The sequence below is a fragment of the Pseudotabrizicola formosa genome (assembly GCF_002900965.1).
In the GTDB taxonomy this organism is placed as follows: domain Bacteria; phylum Pseudomonadota; class Alphaproteobacteria; order Rhodobacterales; family Rhodobacteraceae; genus Pseudotabrizicola; species Pseudotabrizicola formosa.
In genome coordinates this window covers 850691-875176 of record NZ_PJOM01000002.1, presented here as the reverse complement: position 1 = coordinate 875176, position 24486 = coordinate 850691, and the positions used below count along the sequence as shown (strand labels likewise).

Genomic DNA, 24486 nt, shown 5'->3' with positions numbered 1-24486 from the left:
AAGGGGCGATTTGGCGCAATCTCCGGGTTGCCAGTGCAGGCGCGGCGGGGCAGGGTGACGCGATGGTGGGACGGATCATCGAGACTGAGGACTGCGTGGCCGAAGGGGCGGCGTGGCTGGCCGCGCGCGATGCGCGGATGGCGCAGGCCATGGCCCTGTGCGGGCCTTTGCCGTTGCGGCGGCAGGCGGATGGCTTTGGCGCGCTGTTGTCGGCCATCGTGTCGCAGCAGGTTTCCGTCGCGTCGGCGCGCGCGATCTGGGCCCGGCTGGAGGCGGCGGGGTTGACCGAGGCGCAGGCGATGGCCGATGCCGGGGAAGAGGCGCTGCGCGGCGCCGGCCTGTCACGGCAAAAGGCGCGCTACGGGCAGGCGCTGGCGCGGGCAGGGATTGATTTTGCCGCCCTGCGCCAGGTGCCGGATGATCAGGTGATTGCCACATTGGTGGCGGTTCCGGGCATCGGGACATGGACCGCCGAGATCTATGCGATGTTTGCGCTGGGGCGGGCCGATGTGTTTGCCCCCGGCGATCTGGCGCTGCAAGAGGCGGCGCGGATCTTGTACCGGCTGGACGCTCGGCCGGGGGAAAAGGCCTTGCGGGCGATGGCCGAGGCGTGGAGCCCGTGGCGGTCGGTTGCGGCACGGGTGCTTTGGGCCTATTACCGGGTCGCAAAGGCACGCGAAGGGGTGATGTGATGCGCGACTTGCAATCGGAACGGCGGGGGGCGGCACCGGGGCGCGCGACAAGCCTGGTGGTCTTCGTGCATGGCTATGGTGCCAATGGCGCGGATCTTCTGGGCCTGGCCGACCCGCTGGCCCCGCATCTGCCCGGTACCGTCTTTTATGCGCCCGACGCGCCAGAGACCACGCCGGGCCACGGCTTTGGCCGGCAGTGGTTTTCAATCCCCTGGCTTGACGGGTCGAGCGAGGCCGACAGCCGCGCAGGGCTGTTGCGCGCGGCCGAAGATCTGAACGGGTTTCTGGACCGGATCATGGCGGAGGAGGGCATCGGCCCCGAGGCGCTGGCGCTGGTCGGGTTCAGCCAAGGGGCGATGATGAGCCTGCATGTGACCCCGCGCCGCGCTGTTGCGCTGGCCGGGGTGGTGGCGATTTCGGGCCGCTTGCTGGCACCCGAGCTGCTGTCGGCAGAGGCGGGGGTGAAACCGCCGGTGCTGCTGATCCACGGCGATCAGGACCCGGTGGTGCCCTTTGCCGATATGTCGCTGGCGGGCGATGCGCTGCTGGCGGCGGGGTTCGAGGTGTTCGGCCATGTGATGGAAGGCACCGGACATGGCATCGCCCCGGACGGGCTGGGCGTGGCCTTGCAATTCCTGCGCGCGCGCCTGCCGGGGTGATCTGGCGGCGCGGCGAGGGGCCGCATTGTTCTTTTGAAAAGAGCGAAGGGGGCTGTCTGCCCCCTTGGACGCCTGCGGCGTCCTACCCCCGAGGATATTTGGGAACAGGTAATACGGGCAGGCAGCGGCTGGGTCAGCCCGATTGCGCCTGCAAAAAGGCCGCGCAGCCGGTGAGGGCTGCAAAGTCATCCTCGACCACCGTGATCGAGAAGTCGTTCTCGAGCAGGTCGACGCGGCGGGTTTCGCGGAAAGCTCCGGTCAGGCCAAGAGGCTCGAAATACGGGGTCATCGCGCGGGCCATGCCGCCGATCAGATAGATGCCGGCATAGGGCAGGTGGATCAGGGCCAGATCGGCCAGGGTTTGGGCAAGGATGCGGGTGTAGAGCCTGGCCGCATGGGTGGCGGTGGGATCACCGGCCTCCAGAGCGTCGAACACCTCTGCCGATGAGCTGGCGGCCGCGACCCGCGCCTGAGCCGCGGCAAAGGCATGCAGGGTGACCAGACCGCGCCCCGACAGCACCTCTTCCACGCCGCAATGCGCGACCTCGCCACGGGCGGCAAGCCGGTCTTGCACAAAGCGCATCAGGGCCAGATCTTCGTCACAGCGCACCGGCATGTTGACATGGCCACATTCCGACGGCGGGACGATGCGCGCCGCACCGCTGCCATGGACCGGGGCCGCGTTGACGCCGGTGCCAAGGCCCACCACCAGCATCGCGCCCGGGGCCTTGGGGCCCTGGGTGACCGGGCGCAGCTTTTCCGGCGCGATATGGCCCAGCGCCTGACCCTGCGCCTGCAGATCGTTCAGGATGGCGGTGCGGGCGGCCCCGGTGGCGGCGCGCAGCTTGGCGGCGTCGATCACCCAATGCAGGTTGGTCATCTGTGCCACTCCGTCCTGCACCGGGCCTGCGGCGGCGACACAGACGCCCGAGACGGTTTCACCGCTGGTCTTGAGGTAATCGGCCAGGATATCGCCGATGTCCTGGCCGCGCGCCTGATACTCGGCATTGGCAAAGCGCGCGACAGACTCGGGCAGCACCCGTGCGCCATCGGCAAGGGCCACGCGGGTGTTGGTGCCGCCGATATCGGCAAGAAGGGAAAGGGTCATGGGCGGCGTCCTAGTCGTTGCGGGCAAGGGCCCGGGCCAATGCGTGATACGAGGCTTTCGGGGTTCTTGCCAAGCTGTCGAAATCGACATGCACCAGACCGAAGCGCTTTTCATAGCCTTCGGCCCATTCGTAATTGTCCAAGAGCGACCAGTAGAAGAAACCTTTGACATTGGCCCCGTCCGCAATGGCCCGCTTGGTGGCAGCGAGATGGGCGAAGAGGAAGTCTTGGCGGATCTGGTCGGGAACGGTGCCATCCGTGATCTGATCGGCATTGGCCATGCCGTTTTCGGTGACATAGATCGGCAGGTCGCCGACATGGTCTTTTGCCATCCGGGTCAGGAAATGGTGCAATCCGTCAGGGTAGATCTCCCACCCCATCTGGGTTTTCGGCAGGGGGCCGGGCACATCGCGCAGATGGGGCCACGCGGCGGCGGCGTCATGCGCATGCAGATGGCGGGTGTAGTAGTTCACGCCCAGCCAGTCGAGTTTCTGGCCGATCAGCGGCATGTCGTCTTGCCAGCGGTCAGGCATATGGCGGCCAAGGCCTTCCAGAACGATGTCGGGGTAGGCCTGTCTGGTGATGCCTTCGATGAACCAGCGGTTGAAGATGCCGTCCCAGCGGGCGGCGGCCTGCTGGTCTTGCGCGCTGCCGGTCGCAGGTTCGGCATGGTCGAAGTTCAGCACGATGCCGAGGTTTTGCTGCCCCATCCCGCGCAGCCGCTCCACCGCCATGCCATGGGCCAGCAGGATGTGGTGCATGGCGCGGGCGGTGGCGCGGATGTCGCGCAGGCCGGGCGCATGGGCCCCGATGAAATGCGACAGCCAGGCCACGCACCACGGCTCGTTGATGGTGGCGATGCTGGCCACGCGGTCGCCGAGGCGTTGGGTGATTGTTGCCGCAAAATCGGCAAAGCGGGCGCAGGTGTCGCGGTTGGTCCAGCCGCCTGTGTCGGCCAGCGCCGAGGGCAGTTCCCAGTGATACAGCGTCTGGAACGGTCTGAGACCGCGCGCCAGCATGCCATCGACCAGCCGGTCATAGAAATCGAGACCTTCGGGGTTCACCGTCACGCCATCGGGCATCACCCGCGCCCAGGAGGTGGAAAAGCGGTAGGCATCCATATTCGCGGCCCGGAGCAGATCGAGGTCGGCGGGCCAGTGGTGATAATGGTCGCAGGCGCGTGACCCGTCTTCGGCGCGCACCACAGTGCCGGGGGTGGCGGCGAATGTGTCCCAGTGGCAGGGGCCGCATCCGCCGAAGCCCGAGCCTTCGATCTGATAGGCGGCAGTGGCGGCCCCGAAGGTAAAGCCGGCAGGAAAATCAAAGCGTGACAAGGACATGGAGGCGGTCTTTCAGATGAGGTGTCAGGCGCGGGGGCAGGGGCCGGTGGACTGACCCATGATCAGCTCGGCCTCCAGCAGGCGTTGCTGCACCGGGCCCGGATTGGCGATGAGATCCAGCAGCATCTCTGCCGCCATCCGCCCGGCCTCGCGCACCGAAGACCGGGTGGCGGTGAAGATCGGCACATCATCGCCATTCTTCATATAGCTCAGGTCATCGTCATGGATGATGACCGAGATATCGCGGCCCATCTGCAGCCCCGCCTCCTCCAGCGCGCGGCGCACCCCCATGCCCGAGATCATCGACGCGACCAGAAAGGCGGTGGGCCGGTCCGGCAGGGCCAGCATCCGGCGCGCGGCGCGGTGTCCGGCGATTTCGGTCATTTCATCCGAGGCCATCAGGGCCGGGTCAGGCGTGAGGGCGCGCGCTGTCAACGCTGCCTCATATCCGGTGCGGCGGCGGATGGCGAAATCCATGAACTCCAGCCCGTTGACCAGTGCAATGCGGGTATGGCCCAGGTCGAGCAGGAATTCGGCGGCGCGCTGAAAGGCGCGGCGGTTGTTCACATCCAGCCAGCTGTAGGGCAGCGTGGCCCCGGTGGCGCGGCCATGCACCACGAAGGGCAGGCCGATGTCATGCAACAGCGCGATGCGCGGATCGTTCAGCTTGGGCGCGTGGACGATGACCCCATCGACATTGCCCTTGGATTTCAACCCGCGATAGGCGGCTTCCTCCTGATCATCGGGCACAACCGACAGCACCATGTCGTAATCATTGCGGCTGTAGGTTTCGCCTGCGCCGGCGATGAAATCGGCAAACACCGGGTTGACGATTTCATGCCGTGTGGCGACCGGAATCACATGCCCCACCGCCATGGCGCGCCCGGTGGCCAGACGGATGGCGCGGGTGTTGGGGTGGTAGTTGTGGCGCTTGGCCGCAGCCATGACGCGTTCGCGCGTGGCCTCATTCACCTCTGGATAACCGTTCAGCGCGCGGCTGACGGTGGTGGGCGAGAGGCCCAGCCTGGAGGCAAGTTCCTTCAGATTCATCGCGGCCGTTGCACCCAAAACGGTTTCAATCGGGGCCGACCTTAGACAGCCGGGGCGGTGAGGTCAAAGGTAAAGCGTCGTCTTCGTAATCGTTTCAGTCCGATGCTGCGCCTGCAAAACCAGCGCTTTGCATCGGCAACAGGCACATCTGATTGACAGGTGTCAGGGCTTGGGCAAAGGTGCGCTATCCAAAGCGGTTTGGGGCGATTCTGTGCAATCGTCGCTGGCCGCTGTTGGCACATCGCCCCGCGATGACGGGCGGGGTCATCCGGGAGGACTGCAGATGAATTTGAAGATGACCGTCAGCGTTGCGGCGCTGAGCATGGTGGCAGGCGGCGCGCTGGCGCAAGACCTGAAGTTTCCGATCGGCGAAGGCGCCTTCAACTGGGCGTCCTATGAGGCGTTCAAGGCGGCCCATGGCGATCTGGCAGGGCAGACCCTGACCATCGCTGGCCCCTGGCTGGGGCCGGATCAGGAGCTGGTCGAGTCGATGCTGGCCTATTTCGAGGCGGCCACCGGCGTGGACGTGCAATATGTCGGGTCCGACAGCTTTGAAACCCAGGTGCGGATTGATGCCGAAGCCGGTTCTGCCGCGAATATCTCGGTGTTTCCGCAGCCGGGCCTTGCCGCCGATCTGGCGCGTCTGGGGCAACTGGCCCCGCTGACCGAGGCCGATGCCACGTTCTTTCAGGAAAACTATGCGGCCGGCCAGTCCTGGGTGGATCTGTCCACCTTTCCCGGCCCCGATGGCACCCCGGCCCTGTTCGGCTTTTTCTACAAGGTCGATCTGAAATCTCTGGTCTGGTACAGCCCCGAGAATTTTGAAGATGCGGGCTATGCCGTGCCCGAAAGCATGGAAGATCTCAAGGCCCTGACCGAGCAGATGGTGGCCGATGGGGTCACGCCATGGTGCGTGGGTCTGGGATCGGGTGGTGCCACTGGCTGGCCGGCGACCGACTGGGTGGAAGACATGATGCTGCGCATCAACACGCCCGCCGATTATGACGCCTGGGTCAGCAATGAGCTGAAGTTCAACGATCCCAAAGTTGTGGCCGCCATCGAGGAGTTCGGCTGGTTCATCGAAGAGGGCCGCGTTGCCGGGGGCCGGGGGGCGGTGGCCACCACCGATTTCCGCGACAGCCCCAAGGGTCTGTTCTCCTCGCCGCCGCAGTGCATGATGCACCGGCAGGCCTCGTTCATCCCGTCCTTCTTCCCTGAAGGCACCGAAATGGGGCTGGACGCCGATTTCTTCTATTTCCCGGCCTATGCGGAAAAGGATCTGGGCAAGCCGGTGCTGGGCGCAGGCACGCTGTTTGGCATCACGCAGGACAGCCCGGCGGCCCGCGCCTTTATCGAATGGCTGAAAGTGCCCGCCGCGCATGAGGTCTGGATGGCGCAATCCGGCTTTCTGACGCCGCATACCGGGGTGAACATCGACCTTTATGCCGATGATACGCTCAAAGGCATGGGCGAGATCCTGCTGGGAGCCGACACCTTCCGCTTTGACGGGTCTGATCTGATGCCCGGCGGCGTGGGGGCCGGGTCGTTCTGGACCGGGATGGTTGATTACGCAGGCGGGGCCGCGGCACAGGATGTGGCCGATGCGATCCAGCAATCCTGGGACGGGTTGCAGTAACCGATGACACCACCCCGGCGGCCGCAATGCCGCCGGGGATTTTCGTCTGACATGCGGGCCAGCGGCCCGCAGCAGAGCCGGGCACACCGGCCACGGATCAGGACATCACCAAGGGGGAGGTTGAGGCGCCATGTCACCGGCACTTCAGGGGTTGATCACCATCGTCATCGGGGTCGGCGGCTGCGTCGCCTATTTCTATTTTTCCAACCTGTTTCTGGACAAGGTGCTGTATCCGGCCTCTGGCCCGAATGCGGGGCGCAACATCAACCGCGCCAACATGATCCGGCCCTGGCTGTTCCTTGCCCCGGCGCTGATCGCGCTGTCGGTCTATCTGGCCTATCCGGTGGTGGAAACATTGCGCCTGTCGCTGACCCAAAGGGTGCCGGGGGGCGGCTATGTATGGGTGGGCTTTGACAATTACGCCAAGATGTCGGGCGAGCCGAAGTTCTGGGAAGCGCTGCGCAACAACATGCTCTGGCTGATCGTGGTGCCGGCGCTGTCCACCGCCTTTGGCCTGCTGGCGGCACAACTGTCGGACCGCATCCGCTGGGGCAATCTTGCCAAGTCGCTGATCTTCATGCCGATGGCGATATCCTTTGTCGGGGCGGCAGTGATCTGGAAGCTGGTCTATGACACAAGGCCCGCGGATCAGGAGCAGATCGGCATCATGAATGCGGTCTGGCTGGCCTTTGAGGGCGGGCCGCTCTCGGTGCTGTTTCTGAAAATTGTGCCGGTGCTGGGCCTGCTGGGCTTTGCCTTTGCGGTCGGGCTGATGGCTTGGGTGCTGATACGGCCGCTGGTCCGGCCGTCGGGTGCGGCGGCGGGACTGGTGCCGTTGCGCATCCTGGGGGCTGCGGTGGCGGTCTGGCTGATCTGGGTTGCGCTGCGCGCGGCCTTCGGCCTGATCGGCGCAGACCTGCCCTATGGCGTGCCGCAGACCTGGCTGACGATCCCGTTCTGGAACTCGTTCTTCCTGATGATCGTGCTGGTCTGGATTCAGACCGGCTTTGCCATGGTGATCCTGTCTGCCGCGCTGCGTGGCGTGCCCGAAGACACCATCGAGGCCGCGATTGTCGATGGGGCCAATCCGTTCCAGATTTTCTTCAAGATCAAGGTGCCGCAGATCATGGGCACCATCGTGGTGGTCTGGACCACGATCACCATTGTTGTGCTCAAGGTGTTCGACATCGTCTTTGCCATGTCCAACGGCCAGTGGGAAACCCAGGTTCTGGCCAATTACATGTATGACAAGCTGTTCCGCGCCAATGACTGGGGGGTGGGGTCAGCGGCGGCCATGGTGATCATGCTCTTGGTGACGCCGATCCTGATCTGGAACGTCTACAACGCCCGCAAGGAGATGCGCTGATATGAACAATGTGGTGGGTCAAAAGTCCGGGCTGACCTGGGCGGTGCATATTTCCATGGCGGTTCTGGTGGCCCTGTGGCTGTTCCCGACGCTGGGGCTGTTCGTGTCGTCGTTCCGCACGGCGGACCAGATCGCCACCTCCGGCTGGTGGTCGGCGCTGTCAACGCAGGAGCGGCAGGCTCCGGCCATCCGGGTCAGCGGCGATGAGGTGGAGGTGGAGGGCCGCTTTGTCATCGAGGGACGGTTGTTTGCCGTCACCGATGCTGCGGTCAGCGCCTGGGGCACGTCTTCGGTGCGACCCAAGGAATATGCGCCCGGCGATGTGGCAGACCTGGATGATGGCGTCACGCTCAGCGTGGCCGAGGATGGTGCCTATGTCCTGTCCAGCCCGGAAACCACGCAAGGCACGCGCCTGCCACGCATCTTTGCCACCGCCGCCACCCCGCCCGAATTCACGCTGGAAAACTACCGCGCCATCCTGTTTGAACCCAGCAACACCGATGGCATGTCAAAGGCGTTCTTCAACACGCTGACGGTGACGATTCCGGCCACCATCATCCCGATCGTGGTGGCAGCTTTTGCCGCTTATGCCTTGGCATGGATGGATTTTCCGGGGCGCGCGCTGCTGATTGCGGCGATTGTCGGGCTGTTGGTGGTGCCGTTGCAGCTGGCGCTGATCCCGCTGCTCAAGCTGCACAACGAGATTGGCATCGGCAAGGGCTATCTGGGCACCTGGCTGGCGCATACCGGCTTCGGGTTGCCGCTGGCGATATACCTGCTCCGAAATTACATGGTCGGCTTGCCGCGCGACATCATCGAATGTGCCAAGGTCGATGGCGCATCGGATTTCCAGATCTTCACCCGGATCATCCTGCCGCTGTCCTTTCCGGCGCTGGCATCCTTTGCCATTTTCCAGTTCCTGTGGACCTGGAATGATCTGCTGGTGTCGCTGGTGTTCCTGATCGATTCCAGTGGCGAGACCACGGTGATGACCAAGCAGATCGTGGAACTGCTGGGCACGCGCGGCGGCAATTGGGAAATTCTGGCGACTGCCGCCTTCATCAGCATCGCGGTGCCTTTGCTGGTGTTCTTCGCAATGCAAAAATACCTCGTGCGCGGTCTGCTGGCCGGCTCGGTGAAGTGAGAGACTTATGGCCAAACAAGAGCAAATCGTGATCGGCACCGATGCCAATTGGTGGCGCGGAGCGGTGATCTATCAGATCTATCCGCGCAGTTTTCAGGACAGCAACGGCGATGGCATCGGTGATCTGAAGGGCATTACCGCACGGCTGGACCATATTGCCAGCCTTGGGGCAGATGCGGTCTGGATCAGCCCGTTCTTCACCAGCCCGATGAAGGATTTCGGCTATGACGTCAGCGATTATTGCGATGTCGATCCGATGTTCGGCACCCTTTCGGATTTCGACGCGCTGATGGTGCGGGCGAAGGACCTGGGGCTGAAGGTGATGATCGATCTGGTGCTGTCGCATACCAGCGACCAGCACCCGTGGTTCAAGGAAAGCCGCCGCGACCGCACCAATCCGCGCGCTGACTGGTATGTCTGGGCAGAGCCCAAGGGCGATGGCACCCCGCCCAACAACTGGCTGGCGATCTTTGGCGGATCATCCTGGCAATGGGATGCGCGGCGCGAGCAGTATTATCTGCACAACTTCCTGACCAGCCAGCCCGACCTGAACCTGCATCACCCGCCGGTGCAAGAGGCGCTGCTGGATGTGGCGCGGTTCTGGCTGCAGCGCGGGGTGCATGGCTTTCGCCTCGACACCATCAATTTCTATTTTGCCGACAAATACTTGCGTGACAATCCTGCGCTGCCGAAAGACCTGCGCAACGATTCCATCGCGCCGGGGGTGAATCCTTACAACCACCAGCTTCACCTGTTTGACAAGAACCAGCCGGAAAACCTTGAATTCCTGCGGAAATTCCGTGAAGTTCTTAACCCCTACGGCGCAGCGGCGGTGGGGGAGGTTGGCGATGCGCAGCGCGGTCTGGAGATCATGGCCGAATATACCTCGGGCGGCGACAAGGTGCAGATGTGCTATCCGTTCGAGATGCTGCAGCCCAAGCGGCTGACCGCCGATCTGCTGCAAGAAACCTTTGCCCGGATGAACGCGGTGGCCCCCGATGCCTGGCCATGCTGGGCCTATTCCAACCATGATACGGTGCGCCATATCACGCGATGGGATCTTTCTGACGCCGCAGCAAGGACTTACACAGTTTTGCTGATGTGCCTGCGCGGGTCTTTGTGCCTGTATCAGGGGGAGGAGCTGGGCCTGCCAGAGGCGGATATCGACTTTGAGGAATTGCGCGACCCTTATGGCATCGAATTCTGGCCCGAATTCAAGGGCCGTGATGGGGCCCGCACGCCGATGACCTGGGCGGCCGACAATGCCAATGGCGGCTTTTCCGACGGCATCCCCTGGCTGCCGGTGAAGGCGCCGCATCTGAACCGGGCGGTCAGCACCCAGGATGGCGATCCGGCATCGATGTTGAACCATTACCGCCGCGCGTTGGCGCTGCGCCGGACGCATGAGGTGTTGCGCTATGGCGATCTGACGGGGTTGGTGGCCGATGGCGATCTGGCCTCTTTCCGGCGGGTGGGCGAGGAAGAGATCTTCTGCGCCTTCAATCTTGGGGCAGAACAGGCGCATGTCAGTCTGCCGGCAGGCAATTGGGCTGCGATCGGGGGCGATCTGGGGGCCACCGCGGCAATGGCGGGCGAGGTTACGCTGGGCGCATGGGGTTTCTGTCTGATGCGAAAAGAATAAGGGAGGGGAGCCCGGATATGGCCGAGTTGAAACTGACAAATGTGGCAAAGGCCTATGGCGAGGTCACGGTTCTGTCGAACATCAATCTTGATATCAAGACGGGAGAGCTGATCGTTTTCGTGGGTCCTTCGGGCTGCGGAAAATCGACGCTGCTGCGGATGATTGCGGGGCTGGAAAAGATCACCGGCGGCGAATTCACCATTGATGGTGACCGCATGAACGAAGTGCCTCCCGCGCAGCGCGGCATTGCGATGGTGTTCCAGTCCTATGCGCTTTATCCGCATATGACCGTGCGCGACAACATGAGCTTTGCACTGAAAATCGCCAAGAAGAGCCAGGCCGAGATTGATGCGGCGGTGGCCAAGGCGGCCAAGATCCTGCAGCTGGAACCCTACCTCGACCGTCTGCCCAAGGCGCTGTCGGGCGGGCAGCGCCAGCGGGTGGCGATCGGGCGCAGCATTGTGCGCGACCCCAAGGTCTATCTGTTTGACGAGCCGCTGTCGAACCTTGATGCCGCCTTGCGGGTGGCGACCCGGCTGGAAATTGCGCAGCTCAAGGAATCGATGCCCAATTCGACCATGATCTATGTGACCCATGATCAGGTTGAAGCGATGACGCTGGCCACGCGCATTGTGGTGCTGGCGGGGGGCGGGATCAGCCAGGTTGGCACGCCGCTGGAGCTTTATGAACGGCCACAGAACGAATTTGTGGCGCAGTTCATCGGCAGCCCGGCGATGAACCTGATGGCGGGCGAGGTGGTGGAAACCGGCGCGCAAACCCGGGTGCGGCTGGCCAATGGCGGCGAGGCGGTGTCTTCCGTGCCGACCCTGGCCGCCGACATGGGGATGAAGGTGAACATCGGGGTGCGCCCCGAGGATCTGCTGGCCACCACCGGCACGCCGATCTTCAAGGGCGAGGTCGAGATCACCGAAGCCCTGGGGGAGGTGACGCTTTTGTATTTCAAGCGCGCCGGCGGCGAGGCGCAGGTGGTGGCCAAGCTGCCCGGCATCCACACGGATGTGCGCCGCACCACGGTGGCGCTGGGGGCCGATCCGGCCAAGGTGCATCTGTTTGCAAACGGAATCAGCCTGCGCCATCGCTGATGCCTGACCCCTGAGCAACGGCCCCTGCGAAAGCGGGGGCCTTTTGCTATGGCACCAAGGCCAGCACCGCCAGAAACACCAGCCCGAGACCGGAGGTCAGAAGGCTGGGCACCCAGAGTGTCAGGCGGGGGGTGGGGGCGAGGCGGGGGGTGATCTTTGGCTGTGGCATGGCGGCGTTAAACGATGATTCAGTTTCATATGCGTTAACGGTGCCATGAAATGGCATTGGGATTGCACCGATTTTCCGGCCACGGGTGCCGTACAGCAAAGTGCTGCCTATGCAGCGGCGATGCGGGCCTGTGGCGCGCGGCTGGAGCGGGCGGAGCTGCGCGTGGACGGGCAGGTTCTGGCCCGGGTGCAGCTGCTGCGCCGGGCCGGGCTGGCCGTCTGTCTGCGGGGCCCGGTCTGGGCAGAGGCGGCGGAGGCCGCGCTGCAACGTCGGGCGCTGCGCCGTCTGGCGCGGATCGGGGCGGCGCTGATCGCCCTGCCAGAGCGGGATCTTGGGGGGCTGGGGATGATCCCGTTGATGACGCCGCGCCATGTGGCGCTGTGGGATCTGCGCCCCGGCCCGGATGACCTGCGCGCCGGGATGGCGGGCAAATGGCGCAACGCGCTGGGGGCGGCGGAACGGCGCGGGGTGCGGGCCGGTGTCGCCCCGTTGCACAGTTTGGCCGCCCTGATTTCGGCAGAGGCGGCGCAGCGTCAGGCGCGCGGCTATCGGGCGCTGCCGGGGGCCTTCACGCAGGCGCTGCCGGCAGGGGCCTTGCGGCTGTGGCACTGGCGGCAGGGCGGACGGGCCGCGGCGATGATGTGCTTCATCCGGCATGGCACCTGGGCGACCTATCATCTGGGCCATGCCGATCCGGCGGCGCGGGCGGCGGGCGCGCACCGGGTGCTGCTGTGGCAGGCGGCCCTTGCGCTGCGGGCCGAAGGGGTGACGGTGCTGGATCTGGGCGATATCAACACCGAAGCGGCGATGGGGCTTGCGCGCTTCAAGTTGGGCAGCGGGGCGGCGCTGCACCGGTTGGGGCCGACCTGTCTGGTCCTGCCGGGGTAGCCTGCGGGCCCCGGGGCGCGCTTGCAACGGCTGCGCTTATGCGCTTAGTCATGGAGCCAACAGGAGTGTGCTTGATGCCGACCCGCCCCACCCGCCCGCGCGGCAACAGACTGCCGCCCAAGTTTCCGCCCCCCGAGTTTCCACCGCGCAAACTGCCGCTGTTTGCGCGCATGCCGCCTGCGGTGTTTACGGTGGTGTTCGGGCTTCTGGGCCTGTCACTGGCGTTGAAACGCGCGTTGATCGAGGTGCAGTTGCCGCAGGGCCCGGCCGATCTGGGGATGGGCGTGGCGCTGGGTCTGTGGCTGTTTTGCGCGCTGGCCTATTGCGTCAAGATCGCCCGCCGCCCCGGCGTGGTGACCGAAGAGCTGCGGACCCTGCCGGGCCGCGCCGGGCTGGCTGCCGCTTCGGTGGGCAGTCTGGCCTGCGCGGCCGTGCTGGGGTTCTTTGATCCCGATCTGGCACGGGGCGCGCTGATCCTTGGCCTTGCGCTGCAGACAGTGCTGGCGGTTCTGATGATCCGCAGCTTGCGGCGCGCCCCGGCAGAAGGGCGGGTGGTGACGCCGATCTGGCATCTGGCCTTTGTCGGGTCGATCGTGGGGGCCTTGGCGGCGGTGCCGCTGGGGTGGGAGCGGCTGGCCGCCGGACTCTTGTGGGGCACGATGCCGGTGGCGGCCATGATCTGGGGGATCAGCCTGCGCCAGTTGGTCAAACGCATTCCGCCCGCGCCGCTGCGTCCGCTGCTGGCAATCCATCTGGCCCCGGCCAGTCTGTTTGCCTCTGTCGCCGGGTTGCTGGGGATGGCGGGGCTGGCGCAGGCCATGCTGGGGCTGGCCTGTGTGATCGCACTGGCCTTGGCGGTGTCCGGGCGCTGGATCATTGAGGCCGGGTTCACCCCGCTCTGGGGGGCCTTCACCTTTCCACTGGCCGCCTTTGCCTCGGCCCTGCTGATCAACGGCTGGGGGCTGGCAGGAGTGGTTATCACCGTGCTGGCGCTTGGCGCGGTGCCGGTGATTGCCTGGCGGGTGATCCGGATGTGGCCCCAGGGAACATTGGCCGCAAAGACCAATGCCGCAACCGCCTAGGGCGGTGTCAGCCGGGTGCTGCCCACGGCGGCGGCGCGGGCAAGTTCGGGGTCAAGGCTCATCGGCACATAATCGCCGCGCCGCCAGCGTTCGCCCAGATCGTCATAGTGGCGCGACAGCGGGTGGCCCGACTGGCCTGTGGCGATGACAAAGACCGAAGAGTCCGGATCGGCAAAGTCATAGACCCCGCGATAGCCCGCGCCATGCACGTTCAGATAGGGGTTTGGCCCGGTGCCCTTGGTGCGGCCGCGCATCAGCGTATGGTCATCGCCGCTGGTGGATTGGCGGATGTTGACGAACCATTTCAGGAACGGCACCTCGCCCAGCACCGGATGGTCATGCGTCGCCTCATGCGCCTGACCCCAACGCCAGCTTTCGGGATTGGGGCCATAGGTGGCGGTCAGCTGAATCAGCGCCTCGTCCAGTGCGATGCGCGCAAGATCGGCGCAGGTTTCCACCGCCGCCGACTGGATCACATCGCACCAGATGCCGGCCCCTTCGGTGTTGCGGAACACCCGGTCGATGAACACCGGATCGGGGTGGGTGATGGTATCGGCCAGCGGCCCAAGCTCATCGCGGATCAGCCGGTCATTCAGCGCGCGGACCCAGGCCTGATAGATCAGCGGTTCGGGCAGATGTTCGTTCATCTCGCCGTTCCATTCGGCCAGCAGGCTCAACGCCCGCTGGCGCAGGCGCTCGGGCGTGCCATCGGCGGCGGCCTCTCCGGTAAACCACAGATCGGCCCCGATCAGCGGCAGGATGGCGCGGGCGGTGGGCGAGACGGTATCCAGCTGCGCCTCGATAAAGCTTTCGCGGGTATGCACCTCACGCGTCTGCATCAGCGCCAGCCAGCGCTGGATGCGTTGGGTATCGCCCCAGAGGAAAGAGAGGTGGTCGGGGAAGGGCTGGTCCACCGTCTTGTTGTTGGTATTGCCCAATATGCCACTGGTGGGGTTGATCACGCGCGGGTTGCGGTCATAGGGCATCATCCCCTGCCAGCGGCTGGCCGGGTTGGTCCCAAGCGCAGGCATCCGGCCTTGGGTCGGGTGGGCGGCGTCGCGCAGCGGGATCTGGCCGATCACCTGCAGCGCAATGCCATTTGCATCGGCCAGCATCAGATTCTGCGCCGGGGCCACGAACAACCGGCCCGCCTCGATGGCATCATCGATCGAGCGCGCCTGCATCACCCGCAGCGCCGCGGTCATCGTGGTATCGGCCGCGGAAAGCGCAGTCCAGGACAGCGCTGCCACATGGCCGGGGGGCGTGACCGAGGCCAGATCATAATGCGATCCGGGCAAGACCGGCCCCGCCTCTGACCAGCGCAGGGTGATGGTGACCGGGGTCTGATCCTTGACCTGAATGATGGACCGGCGGGTGGTGAAGGGCTTCATCCCTTGGGCGGTTTCATATTCCTCGGTATTGGCGGGGTTGAGCTTTTCCATCACCAGATCCTGATCATCGGCGTAGGAAGAGGTCAGCCCCCAACCCACTGCCGCCGACCGTCCGATCAGAATGCTGGGCACGCCCGGAATGGTCGCGCCGATCACGCCGCCCGATTGCAGGTCCAGCCGGGCCAGATACCAGGTCGTCGGCGCGGTGAAGCCCAGATGCGGGTCATTGGCCAGCAGCGTGCCCCCCGCTGCCGAACGGTCCGGCACGGCGGCCCAGGCGTTCGACGCCCCGGCAAGATCGACCCGGGGAAACGGCGACAGCGGGTCATTGGTCGCCATGCGCAGCGCGCCGGTCGAGGGCTGCACACCCGGCATCAGGCTGGCATAATCGGGCAGGGCGGTGACCGCCTGGCCCGGATCATCGGGCAGGATATCGCGCAGACGGTCGGGCGGCAGCAGCATCGACAGGCGGGCGCGCAGCACCTCGGCCTCAAGATGGCCCGAGAGTTGCAATGCCATCAGCTTGAGGATGGCGATGGAATCTGCGGGGGCCCAGGCGGCGATCTCGTTGGAAAAGAAAAAGAACTCCGGCGCGCCCCGGCCGCGTGCCCCGGCATTGATCTCTCCGATCCAGGCGTTGACCCCGGCGGCATAGGCCTCCAGCGCCTGCCGGGTGGGCGCATCCTGCGCCTCGACCGATTGCAGCGACAGGGTGTAGAGGTCATAGCGGCGCAGCAACTCGTCAATCTTCAAGGTGCGGTTGCCGAACACTTCGGACAGGCGCCCCTGTGCGGTGCGGCGCAGCATGGTCATCTGCCACAACCGGTCTTGCGCATGGGCAAAGCCAAGCGCGAAAAACACATCCCGGTCGGTTTCGCCAAAGATATGGGGCACGTTGTCATTGTTGCGCAAAATCTCGACCGGGGCCGAAAGGCCCGCAATCGTGAAGGATTCCGCGTAATCCGGGATCGAGCGTTCCAGAAAATAGTAAACCCCGATCAGGCACAGCAGACCAAGGGCCACAAGCCCAGTCAACAACCGTAGCATCCAACGGAAAACACTGAGCATAAAAGGCCTGTTCTTGACGGCAGAGGTGGGCCTGTTACCTAAGGCATTGCAGACAAAAGAGCAATGCGAAGGGAGGCATGTGATGGCAAAGGTAGCATTCTTGGGCCTGGGGGTGATGGGGTTTCCGATGGCGGGCCATCTGGCCGCCAAGGGGCATAAGGTGACAGTGTACAACCGCAGCCCCGCGAAAGCCGAGGCCTGGGTGGAAAAGCATGGCGGCCGCGCCGCCGCCACCCCGCGCGAGGCGGCGATGGGGCAGGATTTCGTCTTTGCCTGTGTGGGCAATGACGATGACCTGCGCGGTGTGTGCACCGGGCCGGACGGGGCCTTTGCCGGGATGGACAAGGGCGCCATCTTTGTCGATCACACCACGGTTTCGGCGCAGGTCACGCGCGAGATGGCGGCCCTTGCAGCCGAGAGCGGGCTTGGCTTTGTCGATGCGCCGGTCTCGGGCGGGCAGGCTGGCGCGGAAAACGGCGCGCTTTCGGTGATGTGCGGCGGGTCGCAAGACCAGTATGACCGCGCCGAGCCGGTGATCGACGCCTATGCGCGGATCTGCCGTCGTCTGGGGGACTCGGGGGCCGGGCAGATTGCCAAGATGATGAACCAGATCTGCATTGCCGGGCTGGTGCAGGGCCTGTCCGAAGCTCTGGCCTTTGGTGAAAAGGCGGGGCTTGACGGCGAAAAGGTGATCGAGGTGATCAGCCAGGGCGCCGCCGGATCGTGGCAGATGCAGAACCGCTACAAGACCATGCTGGAAGACAAGTTCGACCATGGTTTTGCGGTGGACTGGATGCGCAAGGATCTGGGGATCTGTCTGGCCACGGCCAATGACATCGGGGCAAGCCTGCCGGTCACCGCCTTGGTGGACCAGTTCTACAAGGACATCCAGCGCATGGGCGGCGGGCGCAATGACACCAGCAGCCTGATCCGCCGCTTGCGCTGAGCCGTCACCACGCATCACAGGCCGCAGGCGTCGGACGCCTGCGGCGCATTGCCCCTGTCAGGGGATGATCCGGTTGTATTTGACGCCTGCAAGCGTGGCCCCGGCGATAAAGCCCTGCTGGCCAAAGACCAAGGCAATCACCGGGTCCATCTCGGTGGTTTCCTTGCCCAGCGAGGCGCCCTGCGCTGGGGTTGCATAGCGCAGATCCGCCCCGGCGGCCCAGCCCGGGCTGCGGCGGAACTGGCCAAGCGCGGCTTCGGTCATGAAGAACAGCGCATGGGCATATTGCTGTGCGCCGATCTGCAACCCAAAGGTGGCCCGGGTGGCCGAATAGTAATCCACCGTCACGCCGTTGACCCGCAAGGCCCCGCGGCCATAGCCGCCGCCATAGATCAGCCCGGCTTCGGTGATCAGCGGCATGATCAGCACGCCCGAGGCCCGGCTGGCCAGATCACGGGTGCCGGGAAAGGTGCTGTAAAGATAGTCTTCGGTCGAGGTCACCCGCGCATCGATCTGGGCGGCCCCGGTGCTGCCCACACCATTGCCGCAGGCGGCCAGCAAGCCGCTGGCCCCCGTCGCGCCAAGAAAGGCCCGTCTGGAGAATCCGAGTGTTCCGCTCATGTCCTATCGCCTCTGCCTCTTGTGGCCCCGGGGGCCGATTGGGGCTCTGCTGGCCCGTTACCACCAGATATAGCGGGTTTGTGATCATTTGTCATGCGGCGATCACAGAAGCGGCGACAGATCGCCGATGAGCGCGGCAGTATTACACCCGCCCGTCACGGAGCGCCCGCGCGACCTCGGGCGCGAAATAGGTCAGCACCCCGTCACAGCCCGCCCGGCGGAAGGCCATCAGGCTTTCCAGCATCACCCGGTCGCCATCGATCCAGCCGTTCTGGGCAGCGGCCTTGATCATCGCATATTCGCCCGACACCTGATAGGCATAGGTCGGCGCGCCGAACAGGGTCTTGGCGCGGTGGATGATGTCCAGATAGGGCATGCCGGGTTTGACCATCACCATGTCCGCCCCTTCGGCCAGATCGCGCTCGATCAGCCGCATCGCCTCGTCGCTGTTGGCGGGGTTCATCTGATAGGTTTTCTTGTCGCCTTTCAGCGCCGCGCTTGCCCCCACCGCATCGCGGAACGGGCCATAAAACGCACTCGCGTATTTGGCGGCATAGGACATGATCACCACATCCTTGTGCCCCGCCGCTTCCAATGCGCCGCGCATCGCGCCGATACGGCCATCCATCATGTCCGAGGGGCCAAGGATATCGGCCCCCGACTCGGCCTGCGCCAGCGACATTTTCACCAGCGCTTCAATGGTTTCGTCATTCAGGATGATGCCATCCTGCACCAGCCCGTCATGGCCATGCGCGTTGTAGGGGTCCAGGGCCACATCGGTCATCACCGCCATTTCGGGCACCGCCGCCTTGATCGCGCGGATGGCGCGATTGGCAAGGTTGTCGGGGTTCCACGCCTCGGCGCAGTCTTCGCTGCGCTTGGCAGGATCGGTATAGGGAAAGAGGCACAGCGCGGGGATGCCCAGCGAGGCCGCCTCTTCCGCCGCGCGCACCACCTGATCGACCGACCGCCGCTCCACCCCCGGCATCGAGGCGATGGGTTCGCGCAGATTGTTTCCATCGCGGACAAAGACCGGCCAGATCAGATCCTGCACCGACAGCGTGTTCTCCTGCGCCAACGCCCGCAGACTGGCCGATTTGCGCAGCCGGCGAAAGCGCGACGTGGGGGTAGGGGCAACGGTCAGGCGCATGGCAGGGCTCGCATCTGGTCTGGTTACAGTCTCGGGGCTTGCAGCTTTTGGTCTTGCCTGCCATGGAAAGGCGCGGGGCTGCAAGCCTTGAGCGCGATATCAGGCAAAAGGTGCGCCGGTCTTGGAATGGTATTCCCTCGTTTTGCTGCTGATCGACATGCGGTCGTTTTCCAGCCTGTGGTATTGGATCGCTCTGGCGGTGCTGTGGTCTTCGGTCAGCCATTGGGTGATGGGCGTGCCCTTTGACCTGATCACCCGCGCCCGGCGGCAGGATGAGGAGGCGGCCGAGGATCTGGCGGCTCTGGCCCGGATCACGGCGCGGCGCATGCTGTACATTTCACGGCGCGGCGGCATGTGGCTGATCGGCTTTATGTGCTTTGTCCTGACCGTTCTGGCTCTGCTTGGGGCGGTCTATGGGGTGGAGTTCGCACAGGCGGTGCTGCTGATGGCAGCCCCCATGGTGCTCATTGGCTATCTGACCCTGCGCCTTGCGCTGCGGGTCGAGACCGAGGCCCCGGTGGGGGCGGCTCTGGTGCGGCTTTTGATGCGGCACCGCTTTGTCACCCAGTTCATCGGCATGATCTCGATCTTCGTGACGGCGCTGTTTGGCATGTATCAGAACATCAGCTGAAGGATGCCGCTATGCCTGCCCTTGACGGGCGGGCAAAGGGGCGTAGGTAAGGCGGCCATGACCAAGACATCCTCTTCTGACCGTATCGTTCTGGGTGGCGCACCCGAAGGGTTTGACGCCCGCTTGCTGGCCCGTGAACTGGCACGCGGTGCGCCGGTGATTCATGTCGCCCGCGATGACAAGCGGATGGAGGCGATGCGGGTGGCGCTGTCGGTCATGGCGCCGCAAGCGGTGGTGCTGGACTTTCCGGCCTGGGATTGCCTGCCCTATGACCGGGTGTCGCCCAATCCCGATATCGCCGCACGGCGGATGGCCACTCTGGCCGCCCTGAGCGCCGGGGTGCCGGGGCCCTTCGTGCTGCTGACCACCGTCAACGCGGCAACCCAGCGGGTGCCCTCGCGCGCGACTGTGGCGGCCAGCAGCTTTACCGCCGCTGTGGGCAAGCGGGTGGATGAGGCGCAGCTCAAGGGCTTTTTGGCGCGCATGGGGTTTTCCCCGGTGTCCACCGTGGCCGAGGCTGGCGAATATGCCCTGCGCGGCGGGATCATCGACATCTACCCGCCGGGCCATCCGGGGCCAGTGCGGCTGGATTTCTTTGGTGATGTGCTGGATGGGCTGCGCCGCTTTGACCCGGTCACCCAGCGCACGGTGGAAAAGCTGACCGCCGTCGATCTGTCGCCGGTGTCAGAGGTCATCCTTGACGAGGCGTCGATTACCCGGTTCCGGCAGGCGTATCGCATCGAATTTGGCGTCGGCGGGTCGGATGATCCGCTGTACGAGGCGGTGAGTGCCGGGCGCAAGCATCAGGGGATGGAGCATTGGCTGGGCCTGTTCCATGACCGGCTGGAAACGCTGTTCGACTATCTGCCGGAGGCATCGGTGATGCTGGATGATCAGGTGACGCCGATGCGCCTGTCCCGCTGGGACGGCATTGATGACGCCTATGATTCCCGGCGCGAGGCGATGAGCGTGAAGGGTCGGCTGGATACGGTGTACAAGCCTGCGGCCCCGGGGTTGCTCTATCTGGATGATGCGGGCTGGCAGGCGGCGGTGGCGCAGCACCGCGTGGTGCAGCTGTCGCCCTATCCGCAAAGCCCCGGGCCGGGCATGCTGGATGCCGGCGGGCGGCAGGGGCGCAATTTCGCGCCCGAACGGCAGATGGAATCCATCAGCCTTTTCGGGGCCTTGGCCGATCATCTTCGGATGTTGCGTCAAGACAATCAGGTGGTGATCGCCAGCTGGTCGGAGGGCGCGCGCGAGCGGCTGGAAGGGCTGTTGCAGGATCAAGGCGTTCGCGACGCCAAACGCATCAGGGATATGCGCGACCTGCCCGAAGGGCGCGGCGGGCTGTTCCTGCTGGTCTGGGCGCTGGAGGCGGGGTTTACCGCCCCGGGGCTGGTGGTGATTTCCGAACAGGATGTGCTGGGCGACCGGATGGTCGGCAAGCCGCGCAAGAAGCGCAAGGCCGACAACTTCCTGCGCGAGGTCGATACGCTGACGCCGGGTGATCTGGTGGTGCATGTCGAACATGGCGTGGGCCGCTATCTGGGGTTGGAAACCATCACGGCACTTGGCGCACCCCATGCCTGTGTGGCGCTGGAATATGCGGATGCGGCAAAGCTTTACCTGCCGGTCGAGAATATCGAACTGCTGTCGCGCTATGGCCATGAAGAGGGCTTGCTGGACCGTCTGGGCGGCGGGGCCTGGCAGGCGAAGAAGGCCAAGCTCAAGGAACGCATCAAGGAGATTGCAGACCGCCTGATGCGGATTGCCGCCGAACGTGCGCTGCGCCATGCCCCGATTTTGGAAGCACCTCACAGCATATGGGAAGCCTTTGCCGCGCGCTTTCCCTATCAGGAAACCGACGACCAGCTGGCCGCGATTGCCGATGTCGTGGCCGACCTTGAAAAAGGCTCGCCGATGGACCGGCTGGTGGTGGGCGATGTGGGCTTTGGCAAGACCGAGGTGGCGATGCGCGCGGCCTTTGTCGCCGCCATGGCCGGGATGCAGGTGGCCGTCATTTGCCCGACCACCTTGCTCGCCCGCCAGCACTACCGCAGCTTTGCCGAGCGGTTTCGTGGATTCCCCGTTACCATCAAGCCCTTGTCGCGCTTTGTGAGCACAAAGGAGGCAAATGCCACCCGGGCCGCCATGACCGATGGCTCTGTGGATATTGTCGTGGGCACCCATGCCTTGCTGGCCAAAGGGGTGAAGTTCAAGAACCTTGGCCTGCTTGTGATTGATGAAGAACAGCATTTCGGGGTGGGCCATAAGGAGCGGCTCAAGGAAATGCGGTCGGAAATCCATGTGCTGACCCTGACCGCCACGCCGATCCCGCGCACCTTGCAACTCTCGCTCACCGGGGTGCGTGACCTTTCGATCATCGCCACCCCGCCGGTCGACCGTCTGGCGATCCGCACTTATGTGTCAGAGTTCGATACGGTCACCATCCGCGAGGCGCTGCTGCGCGAACGGTTCCGGGGCGGGCAGTCGTTTTATGTGGTGCCGCGCATTTCCGACCTGCCGGAGATCGAGGCCTTCCTCAAGACCCATGTGCCCGAAGTCACCTATGTCATCGCCCATGGCCAGCTGGCGGCGGGTGAATTGGATGACCGCATGAACCAGTTCTACGACGGCAAGTTTGATGTGCTGCTGGCCACGACGATCGTGGAATCGGGGCTGGATATCCCGACCGCCAATACGATGATCATCCATCGCGGCGATATGTTCGGCCTGAGCCAGCTCTATCAGATCCGGGGCAGGGTCGGGCGGTCCAAAACCCGCGCCTATTGCTACCTGACCACCAAACCGCGCAGCCCGTTGACACCGCAGGCGCAAAAGCGGCTCAAGCTCTTGGGGTCACTGGATAATCTGGGGGCCGGGTTCAACCTTGCCAGCCATGACCTTGATCTGCGCGGCGCGGGCAACCTGCTGGGTGAGGAGCAGTCAGGCCATATCCGCGAGGTGGGGTATGAGCTGTACCAGCAGATGCTGGAGGATACGATTGCCAAGATCAAATCGGGTGAGATCAACGGCCTGGCCCCGATTGATGACCAATGGTCGCCGCAGCTGAACCTTGGCCTGCCGGTGATGATTCCGGAAGATTACGTGGTCGATCTGGATGTGCGGCTGGGCCTTTATCGCCGCTTGTCTGGCTTGACCACCAAGGTCGAGCTGGAAGGCTTTGCCGCCGAATTGATCGACCGTTTCGGCCCGCTGCCGAAAGAGGTCAACACGCTGATGCTGATCGTGCGGATCAAGGCGATGGCGAAACGGGCCGGCATCTCCCGCATCGACGCCGGGCCAAAGGGGGCGACCATCCAGTTCCACAATGACAAGTTCGGCAATCCGGCGGGTCTGGTGGATTTCATCAAGGCCGAAGGGGTGGGCGCAAAGGTGCAGGGCAACAAGATCGTGCTGCTGCGCGACTGGAAGTCTGAGGCCGACCGGATCAAGGGGGCCTTTGCCATCGCCCGCGATCTTGCGGAAAAGATTGTGCGGCCAAAGGGATAGCGATGGTTTTGCACGTGCCCCCGCAGGGGCACGTGCATGGGATCAGAGCCTGCGCGCCACCGCATAGGCCAGACCGGTGAACAGCATGACCCCGATCATCAGCGGCAGCGGGGTGCCGTTGAAGGCCAGCCCCACCGGGGCTGCGAGGATCACCGAACACACTGTCGACAGCGCCCCGGTGACCGAAGCCGCCATGCCCGCAATATGCCCCACAGGTTCCAGCGCCAGGGCATTCAGGTTGCCGATGGTCATGCCCACCATGAAGAACACGCCGATGGTCCAGATCAGATAGGCGAAGAATTCCAGCTCCAGCACCTCGGGCGCGGGCCAAAGGTTCAGGGTGAAGGCGATCACAAACGCCGCCGAGACCAGCATCTGCGTGGCAAAAGACACCCGCACCAGACGCCGCATGCCCAGACGCATCACCAGCGAGGCGTTGAGCAGCGAGGACGAGCCGGAAATCAGCGCGATCAGCGCAAAATAAAGCGGAAAGCTCTCAGCCCGGCCATAGGTCTGGTCAAACAGCTGTTGCGTCGAGGAGAGCGTGCCGAACAGGGCGGCAAAGCCAAGGGTTTGCGCCAGAATCGAGAGGCGGATGCTGCGCAGCGACAGCACCTCTTTCAATGCGGCCCAGATTGGGGCGGCGCGGAACGGGCGACGGTCGGCGGGCAGCAGGGTCTCGGGCTGCCGGATCGTGAGCCACAGCACCGAGACGGCAGAGAACAGCAAGAAGGCCAGGAAAATGCTGCGCCAGCCAAAGCCTGCCATGATGTACTGGCCCAGCAAGGGGGCTGCGGCAGGCACGAGTGTGAAGATCATCATCGCAAAGCTGACGATCCGCGCCATGCGCGGCCCCGAATGCACATCGCGCACCAAGGCCAGCGACACCACGCGCGGGCCAGCCGCCCCGAGCCCCTGAAGCACGCGGGCGAGCAACATGGTTTCCAGCGTGGGTGCGACATAGGCCAGCAGGGCCCCGCCACAATAGAGCAGCGCCCCGCCCACGATCACCGTCTTGCGGCCAAAGCTGTCGGACAATGGCCCGGCAAACAGCGTGCCGATCCCCATGCCGAAGACGAAACTGGTCAGGATCAGTTGGGCATTGTTGGGGGCATCGGGGGAAAGCTCGGCCGCGATCTCCGGCAGGGCGGGCAGCATCGCGTCGATGGAAAAGGCGATGGTGGCAAACAGCATCGCTATCAGCGCGATGAACTCGGTCTGGCCGAGGGCGCGCTGCGGTGGGTGGGGGTGTGACATGGCTGTGTCCTTTCCGCGCTTGGCTAACACG

Annotated in this window: 20 protein-coding genes; 12 read left to right on the top strand and 8 right to left on the bottom strand. The window is 64.6% G+C overall.

Annotation, left to right across the window (positions count from 1 at the left end; translation table 11 throughout):
• Positions 1 to 62: 62 nt before the first annotated feature.
• Positions 63 to 692, top strand: coding sequence for a DNA-3-methyladenine glycosylase family protein (locus CXR43_RS08190; RefSeq protein ID WP_103333509.1), 630 nt, complete (start codon positions 63 to 65; stop codon positions 690 to 692).
• A complete protein-coding gene (locus tag CXR43_RS08185) occupies positions 692 to 1351 on the top strand; it encodes an alpha/beta hydrolase (RefSeq protein ID WP_103333508.1) in 660 nt (219 codons plus the stop codon). Before CXR43_RS08190 ends, CXR43_RS08185 begins: the two co-directional genes overlap by 1 nt.
• A gap of 133 nt (positions 1352 to 1484) precedes the next feature.
• Here the strand turns inward: CXR43_RS08185 and CXR43_RS08180 are convergent, their stop codons facing one another.
• Genes CXR43_RS08180 through CXR43_RS08170 form a run of 3 tightly spaced genes read right to left on the bottom strand, consistent with a single transcriptional unit; the run spans position 1485 to position 4848 of the window.
• The gene (locus CXR43_RS08180; RefSeq protein ID WP_103333507.1) at positions 1485 to 2459 is read right to left on the bottom strand and encodes a glucokinase; all 975 of its coding nucleotides are present in this window, start codon (positions 2457 to 2459) and stop codon (positions 1485 to 1487) included.
• Between the two features lie 10 nt (positions 2460 to 2469).
• On the bottom strand, positions 2470 to 3798 hold the full coding sequence (locus CXR43_RS08175; protein WP_103333506.1) for a GH1 family beta-glucosidase: 1329 nt from the start codon (positions 3796 to 3798) through the stop codon (positions 2470 to 2472).
• 24 nt (positions 3799 to 3822) lie between these two features.
• A complete protein-coding gene (locus tag CXR43_RS08170) occupies positions 3823 to 4848 on the bottom strand; it encodes a substrate-binding domain-containing protein (RefSeq protein ID WP_103333505.1) in 1026 nt (341 codons plus the stop codon).
• A gap of 283 nt (positions 4849 to 5131) precedes the next feature.
• On the opposite strand from CXR43_RS08170, the gene CXR43_RS08165 reads away from it, so the two are divergent.
• The 5 genes from CXR43_RS08165 (at position 5132) to CXR43_RS08145 (ending at position 11739) form a co-directional block, all read left to right on the top strand.
• Positions 5132 to 6484 carry an ABC transporter substrate-binding protein gene (locus tag CXR43_RS08165; RefSeq protein ID WP_103333504.1) on the top strand — a complete coding sequence of 451 codons (1353 nt, stop codon included), beginning with the start codon at positions 5132 to 5134 and terminating at the stop codon, positions 6482 to 6484.
• Between the two features lie 130 nt (positions 6485 to 6614).
• Complete coding sequence (locus CXR43_RS08160; RefSeq protein ID WP_103333503.1) at positions 6615 to 7850, top strand: carbohydrate ABC transporter permease; 1236 nt, start codon at positions 6615 to 6617, stop codon at positions 7848 to 7850.
• A gap of 1 nt (position 7851) precedes the next feature.
• A complete protein-coding gene (locus CXR43_RS08155) occupies positions 7852 to 8994 on the top strand; it encodes a carbohydrate ABC transporter permease (RefSeq protein ID WP_103333502.1) in 1143 nt (380 codons plus the stop codon).
• A 7-nt stretch (positions 8995 to 9001) separates the two neighbouring features.
• The gene (locus CXR43_RS08150; RefSeq protein ID WP_103333501.1) at positions 9002 to 10636 is read left to right on the top strand and encodes an alpha-amylase family glycosyl hydrolase; all 1635 of its coding nucleotides are present in this window, start codon (positions 9002 to 9004) and stop codon (positions 10634 to 10636) included.
• 17 nt (positions 10637 to 10653) lie between these two features.
• Positions 10654 to 11739 carry an ABC transporter ATP-binding protein gene (locus tag CXR43_RS08145; protein WP_103333500.1) on the top strand — a complete coding sequence of 362 codons (1086 nt, stop codon included), beginning with the start codon at positions 10654 to 10656 and terminating at the stop codon, positions 11737 to 11739.
• 46 nt (positions 11740 to 11785) lie between these two features.
• Here the strand turns inward: CXR43_RS08145 and CXR43_RS18175 are convergent, their stop codons facing one another.
• Positions 11786 to 11908 carry a hypothetical protein gene (locus tag CXR43_RS18175; RefSeq protein ID WP_267134632.1) on the bottom strand — a complete coding sequence of 41 codons (123 nt, stop codon included), beginning with the start codon at positions 11906 to 11908 and terminating at the stop codon, positions 11786 to 11788.
• Positions 11909 to 11953: 45 nt separating this feature from the next.
• Between CXR43_RS18175 and CXR43_RS08140 the strand changes: the two genes are divergently transcribed.
• A complete protein-coding gene (locus tag CXR43_RS08140; protein ID WP_103333499.1) occupies positions 11954 to 12796 on the top strand; it encodes a GNAT family N-acetyltransferase in 843 nt (280 codons plus the stop codon).
• Between the two features lie 74 nt (positions 12797 to 12870).
• Complete coding sequence (locus tag CXR43_RS08135) at positions 12871 to 13878, top strand: TDT family transporter (RefSeq protein WP_103333498.1); 1008 nt, start codon at positions 12871 to 12873, stop codon at positions 13876 to 13878.
• On the opposite strand, the gene CXR43_RS08130 is transcribed toward CXR43_RS08135, so the two are convergent.
• Positions 13875 to 16337 carry a penicillin acylase family protein gene (locus CXR43_RS08130; protein WP_103333497.1) on the bottom strand — a complete coding sequence of 821 codons (2463 nt, stop codon included), beginning with the start codon at positions 16335 to 16337 and terminating at the stop codon, positions 13875 to 13877. The two genes, CXR43_RS08135 and CXR43_RS08130, sit on opposite strands and share 4 nt — an antisense overlap.
• Positions 16338 to 16419: 82 nt before the next feature.
• Here CXR43_RS08130 and CXR43_RS08125 point away from each other — a divergent pair, with 82 nt between their 5' ends.
• Positions 16420 to 17283 carry an NAD(P)-dependent oxidoreductase gene (locus tag CXR43_RS08125; RefSeq protein WP_103333496.1) on the top strand — a complete coding sequence of 288 codons (864 nt, stop codon included), beginning with the start codon at positions 16420 to 16422 and terminating at the stop codon, positions 17281 to 17283.
• Positions 17284 to 17340: 57 nt separating this feature from the next.
• Here the strand turns inward: CXR43_RS08125 and CXR43_RS08120 are convergent, their stop codons facing one another.
• On the bottom strand, positions 17341 to 17904 hold the full coding sequence (locus tag CXR43_RS08120; RefSeq protein ID WP_103333495.1) for a lipid-binding SYLF domain-containing protein: 564 nt from the start codon (positions 17902 to 17904) through the stop codon (positions 17341 to 17343).
• Between the two features lie 142 nt (positions 17905 to 18046).
• The gene (hemB, locus tag CXR43_RS08115) at positions 18047 to 19054 is read right to left on the bottom strand and encodes a porphobilinogen synthase (RefSeq protein ID WP_103333494.1); all 1008 of its coding nucleotides are present in this window, start codon (positions 19052 to 19054) and stop codon (positions 18047 to 18049) included.
• A 121-nt stretch (positions 19055 to 19175) separates the two neighbouring features.
• Between hemB and CXR43_RS08110 the strand changes: the two genes are divergently transcribed.
• On the top strand, positions 19176 to 19685 hold the full coding sequence (locus tag CXR43_RS08110; protein ID WP_210402067.1) for a component of SufBCD complex: 510 nt from the start codon (positions 19176 to 19178) through the stop codon (positions 19683 to 19685).
• Between the two features lie 57 nt (positions 19686 to 19742).
• Complete coding sequence (gene mfd, locus CXR43_RS08105; protein ID WP_103333493.1) at positions 19743 to 23198, top strand: transcription-repair coupling factor; 3456 nt, start codon at positions 19743 to 19745, stop codon at positions 23196 to 23198.
• 42 nt (positions 23199 to 23240) lie between these two features.
• Here the strand turns inward: mfd and CXR43_RS08100 are convergent, their stop codons facing one another.
• A complete protein-coding gene (locus CXR43_RS08100) occupies positions 23241 to 24455 on the bottom strand; it encodes a multidrug effflux MFS transporter (RefSeq protein WP_103333492.1) in 1215 nt (404 codons plus the stop codon).
• Positions 24456 to 24486 lie beyond the last annotated feature (31 nt).